Here is an 18833-nt window from a genome sequence, read left to right as displayed (position 1 = left end):
TTCCCCTGTCAGTTAGCCTCAAAATAATTGTGGCTAATCGTTTACCTAAAATCATTGTTCCCTCGAATGTTACTGTTAGAATGCGCAAAGATTCGCTTTTGGGCTATCAGGAAACAGTATGAAACCAACCACCATCTCCTTACTGCAGAAATGCAAACAGGAAAAAAAACGCTTCGCCACCATCACCGCGTATGACTACAGCTTCGCCAAACTGTTTGCCGAAGAGGGGATCAACGTCATGCTGGTCGGAGATTCGTTAGGGATGACGGTACAAGGACATGATTCCACCCTGCCGGTGACGGTTGAGGATATCGCTTACCATACCCGCGCCGTGCGCCGTGGCGCCCCAGCCTGCCTGCTGCTTTCCGATCTGCCGTTTATGGCCTATGCCACGCCGGAACAGGCATTCGAAAACGCGGCGGCAGTGATGCGCGCAGGTGCCAATATGGTCAAAATTGAAGGCGGCGCCTGGCTGGTTGATACGGTGAAGATGCTCACCGAGCGCGCCGTGCCGGTCTGCGGCCATTTAGGCCTGACGCCGCAGTCCGTGAATATCTTCGGCGGCTATAAGGTGCAGGGCCGCGGCGATGCAGCCCAGACGCTGCTGGATGATGCCCTGGCGCTGGAAGCCGCAGGTGCCCAGCTGCTGGTGCTGGAGTGCGTGCCGGTTGAGCTGGCGAAACGCATCACCGACGCGCTGTCCATTCCGGTGATTGGTATTGGTGCTGGCAACGTCACCGATGGTCAGATTCTGGTGATGCACGACGCCTTCGGTATCACCGGCGGACACATCCCGAAATTTGCTAAAAATTTCCTCGCCGAAGCGGGCGACATGCGCGCTGCGGTCAGGCAGTATATTGCCGACGTTGAATCCGGTGTTTACCCGGGTGAAGAACACAGTTTCCATTAAGGAGTCTCGTTGTGCTAATCATTGAAACCCTGCCGCTGCTGCGCCAGCATATCCGCCGCGCGCGTCAGGAAGGTAAACGTATCGCACTGGTCCCAACCATGGGCAATCTGCATGACGGCCACATGAAGCTCGTCGACGAAGCCCGCGCGCGGGCAGATATCGTGGTGGTCAGTATCTTCGTGAACCCCATGCAGTTTGACCGCGCGGACGATCTGGCGCGCTATCCGCGCACCCTGCAGGAAGATTGCGAGAAGCTCAAAAAACGCCATGCGGATATCGTTTTCTCACCTGCACCGGCGGATGTTTACCCGCAGGGTACTGAAGAGGCAACCTACGTTGACGTCCCGGGGATTTCCACCATGCTCGAAGGTGCCAGCCGCCCGGGCCATTTCCGTGGCGTTTCCACCATCGTCAGCAAGCTGTTCAACCTGGTACAGCCGGACGTTGCCTGCTTCGGTGAGAAAGATTTCCAGCAGCTGGCGCTGATCCGCAAAATGGTCGCGGATATGGGTTACGATATCGAGATTGTCGGCGTACCGATTGTACGTGCCAAAGACGGTCTGGCGCTCAGTTCGCGAAATGGCTACCTGACCGCTGAACAGCGTAAAATCGCGCCGGGCTTAAGCAAGGTCATGAACACCATGGCGGAGCAGGTTCTGGCAAAAGAGTTGACCGTCGAAGAGATCGTCGCCCTCGCCGAACAGGCGCTGAACGATAAAGGTCTTCGCGCTGACGACGTACAAATTCGTGATGCTGATACGCTGCTGGAATTTACGGAAACCAGCAAACGTGCGGTGATCCTGGTAGCGGCATGGCTTGGCCAGGCTCGTCTGATTGATAATAAAGTGGTTGAGCTGGCGTAGTTCTCGCCCTTGATAATTAAAGGTAAACGTAATGATTCGCAAAATGCTGCAAGGTAAGCTTCACCGTGTGAAAGTCACCCAGGCCGACCTGCACTATGAAGGCTCCTGCGCCATTGACCAGGATTTCCTCGATGCTGCGGGCATCCTTGAAAACGAAGCCATTGATATCTGGAACGTGAATAACGGTAAACGCTTCTCTACCTACGCGATTGCCGCCGAGCGCGGTTCTAAAATCATCTCCGTTAACGGCGCAGCCGCGCACTGTGCAGACGTGGGCGACATTGTGATTATCGCCAGCTTCGTGATGATGTCTGACGAAGAAGCCCGTCGCTGGCAGCCTAAAGTGGCCTACTTCGAAGGCGACAATGAAATGAAGCGCACCGCAAAGGCGATTCCGGTTCAGGTTGCATAAGACTTTCATTATTAATCACCCGACGAATTTGTCGGGTGATTAATATTAAAAAAAACAATACAATCAAATCATTTCAATAAAAGCATTTTTTAATTCACCCATCTTTATTTCCCTCCTGTAAAAAACATCACAATCATTATCAATCTGAAGCCAGTAATATTACTTAAAAGACAATTAAGAATACTTAATGGCAAATAGCTTCTCACTATCCCCTGCCATCGCATAGAATGCGACTCCCGAAACATTAATTCGGAACGAACATAAGATTCACATATGTTTAATTCTTTAGCATTTATAATATGGATATAAAAATGGCTCTTAATAAATTAGGTCTGGCAACGGTCGTAGCAATGGTTCTGAGCGCTGGTTCAGCAATGGCAGCTAATGATACAGGTACCATTACCTTCCACGGTATGGTTTCTAACAACACCTGCCAGGTTTCTCTTGACCAGAAGATCGATCAGAACGGTAACGATTTTGACGTGAACCTGGACACCGTATTTGTGCGTGACTTCGCTAACCCACTGGGTACCACCAGCACCCTGGGTGAAAAGAAATTCACCCTGTCACTGACGGGTTGTGATACTGCTACTGCGAAGAAAGCGTCTGCACAATTCGCTTCATGGGCTGGTTCTTCTTCTACCGAAGGCGGTCTGCTGGTTCCACCAAGCAACGCTCAGGGCGCGGCTAAGAACGTCAACCTGGTTCTGTCAAACGACGGTAACTCCGCTACCGATCAAATTATGATTGACCAGACTAACAATACCCAGAAAGCAACAATCGATTCTACTACTGGCGCAGGTAACCTGTATTACCGCGTAGCTTACACCCAGGGCCAGGGTTGGGATGCAACGTCTAACCCAGTATCTGCGGGTACCGTGCAGGCACAGGTTGCCTTCACTATGATTTACGAATAAGAAATTCGTAAATTATAAATAATTCAACAATCCCTCATTATTAATGAGGGATTGTTTCTGTAATTCCAAAAGGAAGTGGAAAATGTCTCGTTTAGTATTCGGTAAAGGTCTGAAGGCCACATTACTCGCAACCGCTTTTTTGTGCGCATCAAATGCCAAGGCGGATATCGTTATATCCGGCACGCGTATTGTATACACGCAGTCCTCCAAAGATGTCGTGGTAAATCTCGATAACCATGGCACTAAACCCCTTCTGGTTCAGACCTGGCTTGACGATGGTCGCGATGGTGTAAACCCGCAAGAGCTTAAGCTCCCATTTATCATTACCCCGCCAGTATCACGTATTGATCCGAAAAAAGGGCAGTCCGTGCGAATTACCTACACGGGTACACCGTTACCTCAGGATCGTGAATCGCTGTTCTGGTTCAACGTTCTGGAAATTCCGCCAAAATCCAAAAATGTGGATAAAGAAAACCTTAACCAGCTTCAGCTGGCATTCAGAACGCGTATTAAATTCTTCTTCCGTCCAGATGGATTAAAAGGCACTCCAGGTGATGCTGCTAAAGGTTTAACCTGGACGCAGAAGAAAGAAGGAAATGCAATTAAACTCGTCGCACACAATAGCTCACCATACAACATCTCTGTTTCAACGGTGACCTTTAAAACCGGGCCAAAAACGTATGAGGTCATTCATCAGGCAGTGGCACCTTTCAGCGATGCTGTGATGGCGATAAAGGGTTTAGCTTCCGTGACAAATGGCAGCGTAGAGTATGACGCCATTAATGACTATGGTGGAACAGACCATTACGAAATCGGGCTTAAATAAATAGAAAGTTCTAATTCATAGAATAATTGATAGCATTAGTTCTGCAGAGCAGTCGCTCTCTGCACTGATCAAGCGGGTCTGCCATGTTATTTAAACGTTCTCTTTTATGCCTTGCTATAAGCGCAGCATTACCCTTTTATGCTTGTGCAGAAAATATCGCATCAGCAGATACGCAGCCTGATGATGAAGAAGCGATTGAATTTAACGATCAGTTTCTTTTAAATGGCAGCTCAAATATTGATATTAACCGTTTTGCACATGGCAACCCGGTATTACCGGGTACTTATCGCACAAAGATTAACCTTAACGGTAAATTAAAATCTACAGTGGATGTAACGTTTAAAGATAACGGAACTCCGCGCGCGACGCCATGCCTGACGAAACTGCTGTTGACACAATCAGGTATAGATACCAAGACGCTGGATAAAGTACAGGAAGATGATGCGTCATGCATAGATATTAAAAAGTCCTTCCCCGGCGCAACGGTAAGTTATGACAGCGGTAAACAGGCGCTGGATCTTAATTTCCCGCAGGTCTATGTCCTGAAACGCCCGGCAGGTTATGTCGATCCGTCTCTTTGGGAAAACGGTATTCCTGCCGCCCTGCTCTCTTATGATATGAACGCATGGCATAGCGAGAGCAATGGCAGTACATCAGAAAGTGCCTATATGGGTTTACGCTACGGGCTTAATATGGGCCCGTGGCGATTACGTTCTCGCGGTAATCTTAACTGGGACAAAGATAACGGCACCAAGTATTCCAGCCAGGACATCTATTTACAGCGGGATATTACGCCACTCAGCGCGCAATTCGTCGTAGGTGACTCCTATACTCGCGGTGACGCGTTTGACTCAATAAGCCTACGCGGTACCCGAATATACAGCGATGACCGCATGCTGCCGATGGGCTCTACAGGCTATGCGCCGGTGATCCGCGGGACAGCAAACAGTAACGCGAAGGTAAGCGTCACGCAGAGCGGAAATAAGATCTATGAAACCTCTGTGCCACCAGGGGCATTTGAAATTAATGACCTTAGCACAACGGGCTATGGTAATGATTTACTGGTCACTATTGAAGAGGCGGATGGCAGCAAACGCTCCTTTACCGTACCTTTTTCATCCGTTACCCAAATGCTTCGCCCGGGGGCGACGCGCTGGGACGTGGGTCTTGGTGAATTAAACGACGATTCCCTGATTGACGCACCTAAAGTCGGTTATGGCACACTTTACTATGGCCTGAATAATACCTTCACGGGCTATATTGGCGCGCAATACAGCGACATGGATTTTTACTCGGGTATTCTGGGCCTCGCGATGAACACCTCAATTGGTGCGTTCGCACTTGATGCCACCCAGTCCCATGCGAATATTGAAGGCCTTAATACGCTTAGCGGTCAAAGTTATCGCCTGACCTTCAGTAAAATGATTGAGGCGACAGATACGTCCTTCAACGTGGCGGCCTATCGTTTCTCGACAGAGGATTACCTCAGTCTTAACGATGCGGCACAGCTCCAGGACAGTATCAAGCGACAGAAATATTCTAACCGCAGCTATGCCTCAAACAACGCGCTATACGCCGACTATCAGCGAACCAAAAATCAGGTGCAAATCAGTCTTAATCAGCCCCTGAGTTCGGGTGAAAATAGCTTTGGTTCTCTGTACGTCAGCGGTACGTGGCAGGATTACTGGAATGCCACCGGGTCAACGTCCAACTATAACATTGGATATAACAATAGCTTCACCTATGGCAGTTACAGTCTGTCATTACAACGAACCTATGACCAGTATGGGAAAAAAGATGACAGCGTTTATTTGAGTCTGAGTATTCCACTAAACGTGTTTTCACATGACGGTTCGCGTTCAGGTGGTTTCTCTAACATTAATATGGGGTTGCGTTCCGATCTTAAAGGTGGCACGAGCGTTAACACTTCTGCGGGTGGCAACACGCAAGATAATAAGATCAGCTATTCCGTCAGCGCCGCCTCTAACAGCGGTAATTACGGTAATCTGAATCAAATAAGCGGCTATGGTTCATTAAATAGCGCATACGGCCCTCTTGGGTTATCGGCTTCATTCGGCGATGACAACAGCAAGCAATATTCCGCATCCTATAGCGGGGGCATGGTATTGCATTCCGGAGGCATTGCATTCGCACCGGGAAGTATTGGTGATAGCGATGCACTGGCGCTGGTAAAAGCCAGCGGGGCGAAAGGAGCAGGTATTGGCTTCGGCAGTAGTGAAATTGGTGATTCTGGTTACGGCATTTTACCTTATATGTCGGCTTATCGTGAAAACCGTGTTTATCTGGATATCAGCACCCTGGAAAACGACGTTGAAATAACAAACACCAGTGAAATTACTGTTCCTCGTAGCGGTTCTGTGGTGCTGGTTAATTTTGAAACGAACGAAGGTCGTTCACTGATATTAGAGCTCCAGCGAACTGATAAAGGGTTTATTCCTCTGGGTGCCGATGTATTAAATGAGAAAAATGAATCTGTCGGCACCGTCGGTCAGGCGGGTCAGGCTTTTGTCCGCGGCGTAGAGGATCAAGGCGTACTGCACGTGGTCTGGGGAAATGATAAGGACAGTAAATGTGACGTCCGTTATCAGGTTTTACAAAATGCTCAAAAAGTAGGACTTACAACGGTACTTAATAACCAACAGTGCCAAATGTAATTATTCAGGAAAATAGATGAGAGTGAGTATGAAAAAAAATCTTAAGCTGTCGGTCGTTGCCATGACGATGCTGGCGTTATCAGGTTCAGCGCTTGCCGACGGCACCAATCTGGATGTGAACTTCACCGCCAATATTCGCGAAACCACTTGTGATATGAAACTGGTTGGCGGTACGGGTTCTGATACACAGCAAACCCTGACCATTGGTAAAAATGGCCAGGTGCGTCTTGACGATGTCAGGGCTGGCACTGCTAATGCCCAATTCAAAATTGTTATTGTTGAATGTCCATCATCCTTACGTTCGTTAAAAACAACAATTAAAGGCGCTCCGGCGTCCAAGTTAAAGACTGCGCTTACAAACCAATTAATCCCTAGCGGGGGGTCAAATTGGTCAGGTGTAGAAATTGCACGAGCAATTGCACCAGAGGCACCGTTCCTGATCAACTCAACAGATGATGCAAAACGCCTCGTCTGGACGCCAGAAGAAATAGCGAGCAGCGAAGTGCAGCTTGTCGCCACAATGCGCGAAACCAGCACTGGTGAGATGACAATCGGTGCATTCCAGACCGTTGGTACCTTTGAATTTACTTACGAATGATCTGCGCAGAAAAACGGAGCAATATTATGAAATTTAACTCAGCTTTTATCGCCCTGTCCGTTTCTGCCATTTTTTTCTCTGGAATGGCAAACGCGGCAATTACTGGAACCGGCAGCGTCGAAATGACCTTTGTGACAACCGTTACATCAGGTACCTGCACAGCAAAATTAGTTAACAATGCTGGCACTGAGACGACAGAAATCAGCTTTGGTGATGTTTTCAAATCTGACCTGGTTAACAAAACTCGCGTTGAACCACTCAAGATTGCCTTCACCAACTGTTCTGGTGTCACGAAGGCAACAGTAGCAGCCGCAAAAGGCGCTGGTGGAGAGTGCAGTGGCACAGGTAAGAACGGTGACTCCTACTCAGGTGGCTTAGCAACTGGCTTTGAAATCTGGTCAGGCGTTGTCGATACTGGGCTACTCATGAGCTGCAACACCCCTCCGGCAGCACAAGAAGTCACCATTTCTAATGGCATCGGTGAATTTCCAATGAATTCCCGCATCGTAGTAGGCCAGGGTCAAACCATTGCTGATGTTGGCACAGGTGCCGTTACTGCACCGGTCACGTTCACCATCGCCTATCAATAATTCCAGGAACCACTATGCAACAATCACCGTTTACTTTACACCAGCCCGGTCTGATGTTGCTTATCGGTCTGGCTGGTAGCACTCTGCCTGGCGTAAGCCAGGCAGGTTCAGGTATTGATGTCAACCTGACGGCAAATATTGTTAACAATACATGCCAGCTCAGCGTCGAAAACGGCGGGGAGATCTATTTGCCTACCGTTGCGCGAGACTGGTTTTATAACAGCGATAAGAGCGACCGTTTAACGCCGACCGATGATGAAGCAGGCACACCCTTTACTATTCACGTAGATAACTGCTACGCGAGCGGTGGAGAGGGTGCAGATATTAACCAATTGAAATTTAGTTTTTCACCGCAGAATGGTTTCTGGAGTAACCAAAACCAGGTGTTTAAAAACGATGTGATAGCCGGCGCAGCTGAAAATGTGGGTATCGTTATTTTCTCTGAAAAATACAAAAAGAACGTTTTGAAAAGTGACGGTACGTCTAACGTTATTTACGACGCTGCTGGAAGCAGTGAGAGCTATATAAAGGATTATGGATTTTACGCACGCTATCAGAATGTGGGAACCGTCACCAGCGGCGCAGTGATGAGCAGCGTGCTGGTGAATGTGAGCTACGAATAAAGGGATTTATGATGAAGAAGCTACTCACTATATTAGCGTTTATCACGCTCGGGATTTCAGGCGCGACGCATGCATACGAATGTAAGTTTTACGGGCATGACGATGTGTTAATTATGTCCCCGGGTACACAACCGGTGATTACCCCCCTGCCCGTGGGCATGGTAACCGCCCCAACGCAGATCAGCTCCACGATCATTATGGAGACAACACCGACGTTAAGATCGCACTGCGCAGGCGGCGATGACGGCGGAGATGTTTATCAGTTAACCGATAATGCGATGGAGGAGACGAGCATTGATGGCAAAGCCGCTTTTCGTACAAACATCCCAGGGATTTACTACACGCTGGCGTTTTTCCCGGATGGTAATGGCGTAACGGCATGGTTCCCCCCAAACGCGAACGAATTTTATAGGACAGGTATCATCGGGTATGACTATGGGCTTCTTGATGAGAAAAACTGGCACGTTCGTATGGAAATTTGGCAGACAAATGGGTTCACAGGTGTACCCGCAGATGAGAATTTCCTGACCGCGAGCAGTGGCCCTATCGGTCAAATTATTATTGGTAACCCTAATGGGACAACAAAAGATGACCATCCACGTCCACTGGTGAATATGTCCCAGATGTCATTCAGTATTCCCTTAAACCGTCCAACGTGTGCATTACGCGCCCCGACAACGGTGAATCTGGGGGACTGGTATCCTGCAGAAGTCGAAAACGGTAATACCACCAAAGTCGGGTTTCAGATTACGGGGACATGTATAAATACAGTGAAGGTTGAATATACATTATCATCCACTCATACCACCTCAGATAAAAAGTATTTTACTAACGCCGTTGAAGGTAATAGTGGAGTAACCGCGGCAGGAGGCGTCGGCGTCAGGATTCTCGATAATCAGGGTGATAACTATCCTGTTCCAGCTGATAGCTATGCGCGAACCCTTGCTGTGGGCGAAGTGATTGGAGTGGACCCTGTGAATTTTGTAGACAGAACCCTTTGGGCTCAACTGGTTAAAATCGGCAGCGAACCTGTGACCGTCGGGACTTTCGGTACCTCTGTTACCTTCCAGATAACCTACGAGTAAACTACCCCTGCGGCTGATTGCTGATCAGCCGCGACATCGTCTCCAGCGAATCCGTTCTTAAGATATACAGTCGCTTCAGTAAGAACGGATTATCCCCCGGTTTGACCTTCCCGCGTACCGTCGTCACCGCCAGATGAAACCCGGCGTCATTCGCGGCTTTAATCGCCTTATCGTCGTAGCCGCCGAACGGATACGAGAGGTAAAGCACGTGCGGGTTAAACTGCGCCAGATCCCGTCGCGAGCGCTTAAAATCAAATAAAATATTGTGGTAGCTGCGGCTCAGTAGAATGGGCTGATGGTTGTCGTCAACGCGGTGCAGGAAGTGCGTGTGGGACTGATAGTCGAAAACGTCATGCATCTGCTCCAGTTCCGACACGCTCATAAACTGCAGGGATTTCGGCGCCCATTTTTGCGGATGGCGCTTGATGCGCGAGGAGATAATAAACGCCGTCGCCTTAAAGCCATACGCTTTGAGGATCGGGTAAGCATAGCGGTTAACGGACTTCAGGCCGTCGTCGAAGGTAATTACCACCGATTTCGCCGGCAGGTTCATTTTGTTACGCACATACCCTTCCAGCTGGTACATCGTCAGTGTGGTATAGCCCTGATCGCGCAGCCAGGTCATCTGGTTGCTGAATGCCCGCACGCTGGTGGTCGTGGAGGTATGGCGGAAACGGGTGTTCTCCTCGTCGCGCAAAATATGGTGATAGGTAATGACCGGAATACCATTATCTTCCTGCGCGTCCAGGCTGCTGATCCACGCCAGGCGGTTGCCGATGCGGATCTGGAACCAGGTCTGATTCAGCCGGTCTTTAAGCTTGTTCAGGATCGGATAGCGCAGATTGCTGCTCAGGGTGCCGAAGGGTGCGCTACCGTTGTTCGGGGCATTATAAACGGGCGTGTCTTTCCACGTTATCAGGTTTTGATTGCTCAGCGGTTTATTTAGATCTCCCAGCCCATCCTCGACGCGCTGTTTACCCTGCACCGGCTCCAGGTGTCCCTTGTCGATAAATCCCGTGCCAAATCCGAAGCGGAATTCATAGTAGTCCGCCGCCGCAGGTACCACCGCAAGGATCTGCCCTGCCCGCACATTGCCGACGTTAATGACGCTGTTGCCGACCTGCGCCCAAATCGCCGCATCTTCGGTGGTTTGCATATATTGAGCAGGCATTCTTTGCTGACTTAATAAACTGGCAGAAGAAGTGCCGGACACGAACATCAACAACAGAAAAACAATACGCGTGAACATGAGGGGTCTTATTCGAAGCGGAAATACTTATGCCATTGTAGCAAAAGCGACATCAATACCAACGTTTAATTCTTATACAGATCATGGAGCAGGACGAAAGGAGGATTTTTTTGCTGCTGATGCCACAAGCTGCTGACGTCCGGTGTACCCTGCGCGACGATAGCGTTTCGGAACCCGGCGCTGGTTAACGTTTCACGCTGCGGATACATCGCTTCAAGTAATGGAAGGCTGATGCCCGAGATCACCTCACAGCAATCATGCTTATGGCTCAGCAAAGCGGCTGCGCGGTAAGGCGCCGCGCCCGATTTATCGGTCAAAAAAATCACGCCATCACCGGTGTCCGTTTCATGCAGGGCATCGCACATCATGCGGCTCAGCATGTTAGTGCTCAACCCGCGCCAGTAATTTACCGCCCGGCATTGCGCCAGCGGGCCAAATCTGGCTTCAAGCTTGTCCAGCATGTCCTGCGCCCGTTCATCGTGGCAGGTGATAACCCATCCCAGCATAACTCTCTCCTTAGCAGGCAAGTAGTTTAGCGGAGTGAAGGTTAGCTTTCGGTGATAACTGTCAAAGAAAGTGCCCGGCAAACAGAATGTCGCCGGGCAAAAGATTAGCTGCGCAGACCGCGCCCGCGCTGGATCAGATACCAGCACAGCAGGTAGAAGGCGATGATGAACACCACCAGCACCGCCACCGTGGTAAACAGCGGCACGTCAGTGATACCGAGGAAGCCAAAACGGAAGCCGCTGATCATGTAGACAATCGGATTCAGGTGCGACAGCGCCTGCCAGAACGGTGGCAGCAGCGTCAGGGAGTAGAACACCCCGCCAAGATAAGTCAACGGCGTCAGCACGAAGGTCGGGATCAGGCTGATGTCGTCAAACGTTTTGGCGAACACGGCGTTCAGCAGACCGGCCAGCGAGAACAGGATCGCCGTCAGGAGCAGCGTCAGAGCCACAAACAGCCACGAGTGCACCTGGAACGGCACGAAGAACAGCGAAATCGCCGTGACCAGGATCCCCACGCACAGCCCGCGCGCCACGCCGCCGCCGACATAGCCGGCGATAATAACGTGCGTCGGTACCGGCGCGACCAGCAGCTCTTCGATGTTGCGCTGGAACTTGGCGCTGAAGAATGACGACGCCACGTTGGCATAGGCGTTGGTGATCACCGCCATCATAATCAGGCCCGGCACGATAAACTGCATATAGGTAAAGCCGTGCATCTCACCAATCCGGGAACCTATCAGGTTACCGAAAATAATGAAGTACAGAGTCATCGTAATGACTGGCGGCACCAGGGTTTGCACCCAGATGCGCATAAAGCGGTTAATCTCTTTCGCCCAGATGCTTTTCAGCGCGACCCAGTAAAGATGCGTCATGCCTTGTCTCCTTGTTTATCCTGCACCAGAGAGACAAACAGCTCTTCCAGTCGGTTCGCTTTGTTACGCATACTTAAGACCTGAATACCCTGCGCGCTCAGCTGTGAGAACACGCTGTTGATGCCCTGCTCGCGCAGCACTTCCACTTCCAGCGTCGAGGTATCGACAAGACGATACTGATACCCTTCCAGCTTCGGCAGTGGACTTTTTGCCGCCAGATCGAGAATGAAGGTTTCTGATTTCAGCTTGGAGAGCAGGTTTTTCATCGAGGTGTTTTCCACCAGCTCGCCGTGCTGAATGATGCCGATGTTGCGGCACAGCATTTCAGCCTCTTCAAGGTAGTGGGTGGTCAAAATAATGGTGGTTCCCTTGTCGTTGAGATCTTTCAGGAAGCCCCACATGGAACGACGAAGTTCAATATCGACGCCCGCCGTCGGCTCATCGAGGATCAGCAGCTTTGGCTCGTGCATCAGCGCGCGGGCAATCATCAGGCGGCGCTTCATCCCGCCGGACAACATCCGCGCGCGTTCGTTACGCTTTTCCCACAGATCGAGCTGCTTAAGGTATTTTTCGCTCCGCTCCAGAGCCTCTTTACGCTCGACGCCGTAATAACCCGCCTGGTTAACGACGATCTGCTGCACCGTTTCAAACGGATTGAAGTTGAACTCCTGCGGCACCAGACCCAGCTGGCGCTTGGCGTTCACCACATCTTTTTGCAGGTCATAACCAAAGACGCTCACCCGGCCGGAGGTTTTATTGACCAGCGAACTGATGATCCCAATGGTGGTCGATTTCCCCGCCCCGTTCGGCCCCAGAAGCGCATAAAAATCACCGGCCTCTACTTTTAGATCTATTCCGCGCAGCGCCTGAACGCCGCCCGGATAGGTTTTTTTAAGCTGCTCAAGCTCCAGTGCAATTGCCATGAAATTAACTTACCTTCCGTTCTGACACACGTTGTGTGGTTTCATTAAAAGTCGGGTTACCCTATAGTAGCGCAACGCAATTACTCGGTTACAGGTCGCTAACCTCCATGAACAACATAGATACACTCATCAGCAACAATGCACTATGGTCAAAAATGCTGGTGGAGGAAGACCCCGGATTTTTTGGAAAACTCGCGCAGGCGCAAAACCCACGCTTTCTCTGGATTGGATGCTCCGACAGCCGCGTACCGGCGGAGCGCCTGACCGGCCTCGAGCCCGGCGAACTGTTTGTTCACCGCAACGTGGCTAACCTGGTGATTCACACCGATCTCAACTGTCTTTCTGTTGTTCAGTATGCCGTGGATGTTCTGCAAGTCGAGCACATCATCATTTGCGGCCACTACGGCTGCGGCGGCGTGCAGGCGGCGGTTGAAAACACGGAACTGGGGCTCATTGATAACTGGCTGCTGCACATCCGCGACATCTGGTTCAAACATAGCTCACTGCTGGGCGAAATGCCGCAGGAGCGTCGCATGGATACCCTGTGCGAACTCAACGTGATGGAGCAGGTGTATAACCTGGGCCACTCAACGATCATGCAATCGGCGTGGAAACGCGGGCAGAAGGTCTCGATCCACGGCTGGGCGTACGGCATTCACGACGGTCTGCTGCGCAATCTGGAAGTGACTGCCACCAACCGGGAAACGCTGGAGCAACGTTACCGTTCGGGAATTGCCAACCTTCAGCTTAAGCATGTGAACCATAAATAAAGCCGGGGATTTTCTCCCTCTCCCTGTGGGAGAGGGCCGGGGTGAGGGCATCAGCCCGCAATTACTCGTCCAGCAATACCACTTTCCCAACATACGGCAGATGGCGATAGCGCTGCGCGTAGTCAATACCGTAACCGACGACGAACTCGTCCGGGATAGAGAAACCGACAAACTCTACCGGCACCTGCACTTCACGGCGGTCAGGCTTATCCAGCAGGGTGCAAATCGCCAGCGATTTTGGCTCACGCAGGCTCAGGATCTCGCGCACTTTTGACAGCGTGTTGCCGGAGTCGATGATGTCTTCCACGATCAACACATCTTTGCCACGAATATCTTCATCCAGATCTTTCAGGATTTTCACATCACGGGTGGTGGACATGCCGCTGCCGTAGCTGGAGGCGGTCATAAAATCGACCTCATGGGGCACATGCACTTCACGGCACAGGTCCGCCATGAACATGAAAGAGCCGCGCAACAGACCGACCAGCACCATTTCGCTGCCGCTGTCCTTGTAATGTTCGGTGATTTGACGACCCAGTTCGGCGATACGCGCTTTGATCTCGGCTTCCGGGATCATCACTTCAACAGTATGTTTCATATTACTAACCAAATGATTTTGATGAAAATCTCTCAATACGGATGAGTTAATATCCAGCACTGATACGCAAGCCAGCCATTATATCAGCAAATGGATAACCCTGGCGTATGAGTTATAAAAAGCAAATATTGTGATTCCGATCACACTTGTTAATACCTATAATTAGTTGCTAGCAAATTATTAACAAAAACTGACGAGTACACTTTCTATGGCTGAAACAAACTCTAAACAGCCGCGTCTACTGGTAACATTAACAGCGGCGTTCGCAGCCTTCTGCGCGCTGTATCTGTTAATCGGTGGCGTCTGGCTGGTCGCGATCGGCGGCTCCTGGTACTACCCGATTGCGGGCCTGGTTATGCTTGGCGTAACCGTCCTGCTCTGGCGTAGAAAACAATCTGCACTGTGGCTGTATGCCGCACTCCTTCTTGCCACCATGATCTGGGGCGTCTGGGAAGTCGGCTTTGACTTCTGGGCGCTGACGCCGCGCAGCGACATCCTGGTCTTCTTCGGTATCTGGCTGATCCTGCCGTTCGTGTGGCGTCGCCTGATTGTGCCTTCCAGCGGTGCTGTGGCGGGCCTGGTTGTTGCCCTGCTGATTACCGGCGGCATTCTGACCTGGGCCGGTTTTAACGACCCGCAGGAGATCAACGGTACGCTGAACGCAGAATCGACGCCTGCGGCGGCTATCTCGCAGGTGGCGGACGGCGACTGGCCTGCCTATGGTCGTAATCAGGAAGGTCAACGCTACTCTCCGCTGAAGCAGATCAACGCGGACAACGTTAAGAACCTGAAAGAAGCCTGGGTATTCCGTACCGGCGACCTGAAGATGCCGAACGATCCGGGCGAGCTGACCAACGAAGTGACGCCAATTAAAGTCGGCGATATGCTTTATCTGTGTACGGCGCACCAGCGTCTGTTCGCGCTCGACGCGGCCACGGGTAAAGAGAAATGGCACTTCGATCCGCAGCTGAACTCCAACCCGTCCTTCCAGCACGTCACCTGCCGCGGCGTCTCTTACCACGAAGCGCGTGCCGACAATGCGAGCCCGGAAGTGGTTGCCGACTGTCCGCGCCGCATCATGCTGCCGGTCAACGATGGCCGTCTGTTCGCCATCAATGCCGAAACGGGCAAGCTGTGCGAAACCTTTGCCAACAAAGGTATCCTGAATTTGCAGACCAACATGCCGGACACCACGCCGGGTCTGTATGAGCCAACCTCGCCGCCGATCATCACCGATAAAACCATCGTGATTGCCGGTTCGGTAACGGATAACTTCTCCACGCGTGAAACCTCCGGCGTTATCCGCGGTTTCGACGTGAACACCGGTAAACTGCTGTGGGCCTTTGACCCGGGCGCGAAAGATCCAAACGCGATCCCGTCGGACGAGCACACCTTTACCTTTAACTCGCCAAACTCCTGGGCCCCGGCTGCGTATGACGCGAAGCTGGACCTGGTCTACCTGCCGATGGGCGTTACTACGCCAGATATCTGGGGCGGTAACCGCACGCCGGAGCAGGAACGTTACGCCAGCGCTATCGTGGCGCTGAACGCGACCACCGGTAAGCTGGCCTGGAGCTATCAGACCGTACACCACGATCTGTGGGATATGGATATGCCGTCCCAGCCGACGCTGGCGGACATTACCGTTGACGGCAAAACCGTTCCGGTGATTTACGCCCCGGCCAAGACCGGCAACATCTTCGTTCTGGATCGCAGCAACGGCAAGCTGGTTGTGCCGGCACCGGAAAAACCGGTTCCGCAGGGCGCGGCGAAAGGCGATTACGTTAGCAAAACCCAGCCGTTCTCCGATCTGAGCTTCCGTCCGAAGAAAGACCTCAGCGGGGCAGACATGTGGGGTGCCACCATGTTTGACCAGCTGGTGTGCCGCGTGATGTTCCATCAGCTGCGCTATGAAGGCATCTTCACGCCGCCTTCTGAGCAGGGCACGCTGGTCTTCCCGGGTAACCTGGGGATGTTCGAGTGGGGCGGGATCTCCGTTGACCCGAACCGTCAGGTCGCGATTGCCAACCCAATGGCGCTGCCGTTCGTTTCCCGTCTGATCCCACGCGGTCCGGGCAACCCAATGGAGCAGCCGAAAGACGCGAAAGGCAGCGGTACCGAAGCCGGTATTCAGCCGCAGTATGGCGTACCGTTCGGCGTAACGCTGAACCCGTTCCTGTCGCCGTTTGGCCTGCCGTGTAAACAGCCTGCCTGGGGTTATATCTCCGGCCTGGATCTGAAAACCAATCAGATCGTGTGGAAAAAACGTATTGGTACCCCGCAGGACAGCATGCCGTTCCCGATGCCGGTTCCGGTGCCGTTTAATATGGGTATGCCGATGCTGGGTGGCCCAATTTCCACCGCCGGTAACGTGCTGTTCATCGCGGCAACCGCAGATAACTACCTGCGCGCGTACAACATGACCAACGGTGAAAAACTGTGGCAAGGCCGTCTGCCGGCTGGCGGACAGGCTACGCCGATGACCTATGAAGTAAATGGCAAGCAGTACGTTGTCATCTCTGCAGGTGGTCACGGTTCGTTTGGCACGAAGATGGGCGACTATATCGTCGCGTATGCGCTGCCTGATGAAAGTAAGTAACTGAAAAGCCGGGTGGCGGCTACGCCTTACCCGGCCTACGGAAAAATGCAAAACGGCAACTTCGGTTGCCGTTTTTGTGTTTGTTCCCTCTCCAGGTGGGAGAGGGTCAGGGTGAGGGCATCAGGCCGCACCTGCGACCATCCGGCTTTTTTATACGGTAAAGCCCAGCATCATCCCCGTATCTTCATGCTCCAGCAGATGGCAGTGCGCCATATAGGCAAACTCCTTCGGCGCGTCGTGGTCAAACTTCACCAGCACCTCGCTGACGCCACCTTCCACTCTCACCGTATCTTTCCAGCCCGCGCGATGCGCGTCCGGCGCTTTACCGTTTTCTGAGAGAATGCGGAACTGCGTACCGTGAATGTGGAACGGATGCAGCATCATGTCCCCTTCGCCCGAAATCACCCAGCGCTCAAACTGACCCTTTGTCGCAGCAAACATCGGCGTGTTCATGTCGAACGCTTTGCCGTTAATCATATTGGCGTTGTGAAAATCAAAGCCATGGTCGCCGTGATCCATGTTCCCCATGCCGCCCATTTTGCCGTGGTCCATATTCATATGACCCATCATCTGCCCGTGATGCATCCCCGCCATCGCCTTATCGCCATATTTCGCCATCAGCGCCTGCATGCCCATCATATCGAGCATTGGGTTCATGGAGAGCTGCAGCTTGCGTTGCGTAAGCCCATCAAGCGACGGAAGTGCCGGCAGAGTGGTTAACGTATCAGGCAGCGTGCCGGAAGCGGTCACCAGTAACGGCTGAATACGCAGCACCGGATGCGGCTTGTCAAACGGTGCGACCGCCATCCCCATCAGGCTAACCGGCAGGGTCACAAGATCAAACGCCTTGCCGTCGCTGATATCCACCAGCACCTCGAAGCGCTCGCCCATCAGCATCGGCAGTTCGCTTACTTTCACCGGCTCCGGCAGCAGGCCGCCGTCGCTGGCGACCACGTACAGAGGACGCTTATCGCTGGCGGCGAAGTTCAGCGAACGCGCGTTACAGCCGTTGAGCAGACGCAGGCGCAGCCAGCCTTTGGGTGCGGCGTGCTGAGGATAAATGGCGCCGTTGGTCAACAGCGTGTCGCCAAACCAGCCTACCGCCGCGCTCATCACGTCCAGCTGGTAGTCAATTTGCCCGTCCGCGGTGAATTTCTTGTCCTGCACAATCACCGGTACGTCGTCGATGCCCCACTGTTTCGGCAGGCGCAGCAGGCGACTTTCGTCGTCTTCAATCAGCACCAGCCCCGCCAGCCCCATCGCCACCTGATGGCCCGTTTTGCCATGCTGATGCGGATGGAACCAGCAGGTCGCCGCGCGCTGGTCGGGCGTAAAGGTGACGCTGCGCGTGCCGCCCGCTTTGATGACGCCCTGCGGCCCGCCGTCTACCTCGCCCGGCACTTCCAGCCCGTGCCAGTGCAGCGTCGTCTCTTCGGCAAGCGTGTTGTGGATATCCACCGTCACCGTCTTCCCTTTGCGCAGCTGCAGCGCCGGGCCGAGCAGATTGCCGTTATACCCCCAGGTCGTGGCGTTGTGCGCACCGAACAGCGTGTTGCCGGACTGAACAACAAGCTTGATACGGCTACGGGCATCCGCGGTCAGCAAGTCAGGGATGGGTAAGGCAGGCCTGTCAGCCGCGAAAACCGCGCGGCTCCAGAGAGGCAATGCGCTGGCAGCACCCAGCGCCACGGAATATTTTAAAAAATCACGACGTTGCATGTTCATTTCCTTATTTCCAGCAGGCGATCTTTTGAGCATAAACCCTCCCCTTACCGGAAGGTCAAGTCAAGCGGCAATAATAAAGATCGTCGCAC

The 18833-nt window shown here is 52.3% G+C and carries 18 protein-coding genes; 12 read left to right on the top strand and 6 right to left on the bottom strand.

Features of this window, described 5'->3' with window-relative positions; translation table 11 throughout:
• The first annotated feature begins 118 nt into the window (after nt 1–118).
• The 10 genes from panB to ACMGG5_RS09670 all read left to right on the top strand — a co-directional run bounded on the left by panB (nt 119) and on the right by ACMGG5_RS09670 (nt 9499).
• A complete protein-coding gene (panB, locus tag ACMGG5_RS09715; RefSeq protein WP_008501941.1) occupies nt 119–910 on the top strand; it encodes a 3-methyl-2-oxobutanoate hydroxymethyltransferase in 792 nt (263 codons plus the stop codon).
• An 11-nt stretch (nt 911–921) separates the two neighbouring features.
• Nucleotides 922–1773 carry a pantoate--beta-alanine ligase gene (panC, locus tag ACMGG5_RS09710; protein ID WP_024907496.1) on the top strand — a complete coding sequence of 284 codons (852 nt, stop codon included), beginning with the start codon at nt 922–924 and terminating at the stop codon, nt 1771–1773.
• Nucleotides 1774–1804: 31 nt separating this feature from the next.
• Complete coding sequence (gene panD / locus ACMGG5_RS09705) at nt 1805–2185, top strand: aspartate 1-decarboxylase (protein WP_003856284.1); 381 nt, start codon at nt 1805–1807, stop codon at nt 2183–2185.
• 311 nt (nt 2186–2496) lie between these two features.
• A complete protein-coding gene (locus tag ACMGG5_RS09700) occupies nt 2497–3102 on the top strand; it encodes a fimbrial protein (protein ID WP_232473037.1) in 606 nt (201 codons plus the stop codon).
• A gap of 82 nt (nt 3103–3184) precedes the next feature.
• Entirely contained in the window at nt 3185–3928 is a 744-nt protein-coding gene (locus tag ACMGG5_RS09695; protein ID WP_420277797.1) for a fimbrial chaperone, read from the top strand.
• 83 nt (nt 3929–4011) lie between these two features.
• Entirely contained in the window at nt 4012–6603 is a 2592-nt protein-coding gene (locus ACMGG5_RS09690; RefSeq protein ID WP_420277796.1) for an outer membrane usher protein, read from the top strand.
• Nucleotides 6604–6631: 28 nt separating this feature from the next.
• Nucleotides 6632–7201, top strand: a complete 570-nt coding sequence (locus tag ACMGG5_RS09685; protein ID WP_157188613.1) for a fimbrial protein — start codon at nt 6632–6634, stop codon at nt 7199–7201.
• Nucleotides 7202–7227: 26 nt separating this feature from the next.
• Nucleotides 7228–7791, top strand: a complete 564-nt coding sequence (locus ACMGG5_RS09680; protein ID WP_157188612.1) for a fimbrial protein — start codon at nt 7228–7230, stop codon at nt 7789–7791.
• A gap of 14 nt (nt 7792–7805) precedes the next feature.
• Nucleotides 7806–8414 carry a fimbrial-like protein gene (locus tag ACMGG5_RS09675; protein ID WP_157188611.1) on the top strand — a complete coding sequence of 203 codons (609 nt, stop codon included), beginning with the start codon at nt 7806–7808 and terminating at the stop codon, nt 8412–8414.
• An 8-nt stretch (nt 8415–8422) separates the two neighbouring features.
• On the top strand, nt 8423–9499 hold the full coding sequence (locus tag ACMGG5_RS09670; RefSeq protein WP_248272723.1) for a fimbrial protein StkG: 1077 nt from the start codon (nt 8423–8425) through the stop codon (nt 9497–9499).
• A gap of 1 nt (nt 9500) precedes the next feature.
• On the opposite strand, the gene ACMGG5_RS09665 is transcribed toward ACMGG5_RS09670, so the two are convergent.
• The 4 genes from ACMGG5_RS09665 to ACMGG5_RS09650 form a co-directional block, all read right to left on the bottom strand.
• Complete coding sequence (locus ACMGG5_RS09665; RefSeq protein WP_061715956.1) at nt 9501–10748, bottom strand: polysaccharide deacetylase family protein; 1248 nt, start codon at nt 10746–10748, stop codon at nt 9501–9503.
• A gap of 65 nt (nt 10749–10813) precedes the next feature.
• Entirely contained in the window at nt 10814–11254 is a 441-nt protein-coding gene (locus ACMGG5_RS09660; protein ID WP_024907487.1) for a PTS sugar transporter subunit IIA, read from the bottom strand.
• Between the two features lie 104 nt (nt 11255–11358).
• A complete protein-coding gene (locus ACMGG5_RS09655) occupies nt 11359–12129 on the bottom strand; it encodes an ABC transporter permease (protein ID WP_023334536.1) in 771 nt (256 codons plus the stop codon).
• Nucleotides 12126–13052: an ABC transporter ATP-binding protein gene (locus ACMGG5_RS09650; RefSeq protein WP_008501946.1), complete on the bottom strand. Its 927-nt coding sequence runs from the start codon at nt 13050–13052 to the stop codon at nt 12126–12128. The genes ACMGG5_RS09655 and ACMGG5_RS09650 overlap by 4 nt, the downstream gene beginning before the upstream one ends.
• A 107-nt stretch (nt 13053–13159) precedes the next feature.
• Here ACMGG5_RS09650 and can point away from each other — a divergent pair, with 107 nt between their 5' ends.
• Nucleotides 13160–13822, top strand: coding sequence for a carbonate dehydratase (can, locus tag ACMGG5_RS09645; protein WP_008501947.1), 663 nt, complete (start codon nt 13160–13162; stop codon nt 13820–13822).
• Between the two features lie 61 nt (nt 13823–13883).
• Here the strand turns inward: can and hpt are convergent, their stop codons facing one another.
• Complete coding sequence (hpt, locus tag ACMGG5_RS09640; protein ID WP_008501948.1) at nt 13884–14420, bottom strand: hypoxanthine phosphoribosyltransferase; 537 nt, start codon at nt 14418–14420, stop codon at nt 13884–13886.
• Between the two features lie 208 nt (nt 14421–14628).
• Between hpt and ACMGG5_RS09635 the strand changes: the two genes are divergently transcribed.
• Nucleotides 14629–17019: a glucose/quinate/shikimate family membrane-bound PQQ-dependent dehydrogenase gene (locus ACMGG5_RS09635; protein ID WP_090419026.1), complete on the top strand. Its 2391-nt coding sequence runs from the start codon at nt 14629–14631 to the stop codon at nt 17017–17019.
• A 150-nt stretch (nt 17020–17169) separates the two neighbouring features.
• Here the strand turns inward: ACMGG5_RS09635 and cueO are convergent, their stop codons facing one another.
• Nucleotides 17170–18738 carry a multicopper oxidase CueO gene (gene cueO / locus ACMGG5_RS09630; RefSeq protein ID WP_420277795.1) on the bottom strand — a complete coding sequence of 523 codons (1569 nt, stop codon included), beginning with the start codon at nt 18736–18738 and terminating at the stop codon, nt 17170–17172.
• Nucleotides 18739–18833: the final 95 nt, after the last annotated feature.

Origin of the sequence: Enterobacter sp. BNK-34 (assembly GCF_048684445.1) — a bacterium.
In the GTDB taxonomy this organism is placed as follows: Bacteria; Pseudomonadota; Gammaproteobacteria; order Enterobacterales; family Enterobacteriaceae; genus Enterobacter; species Enterobacter pseudoroggenkampii.
This window is presented reverse-complemented; position numbering and strand designations above follow the sequence as displayed.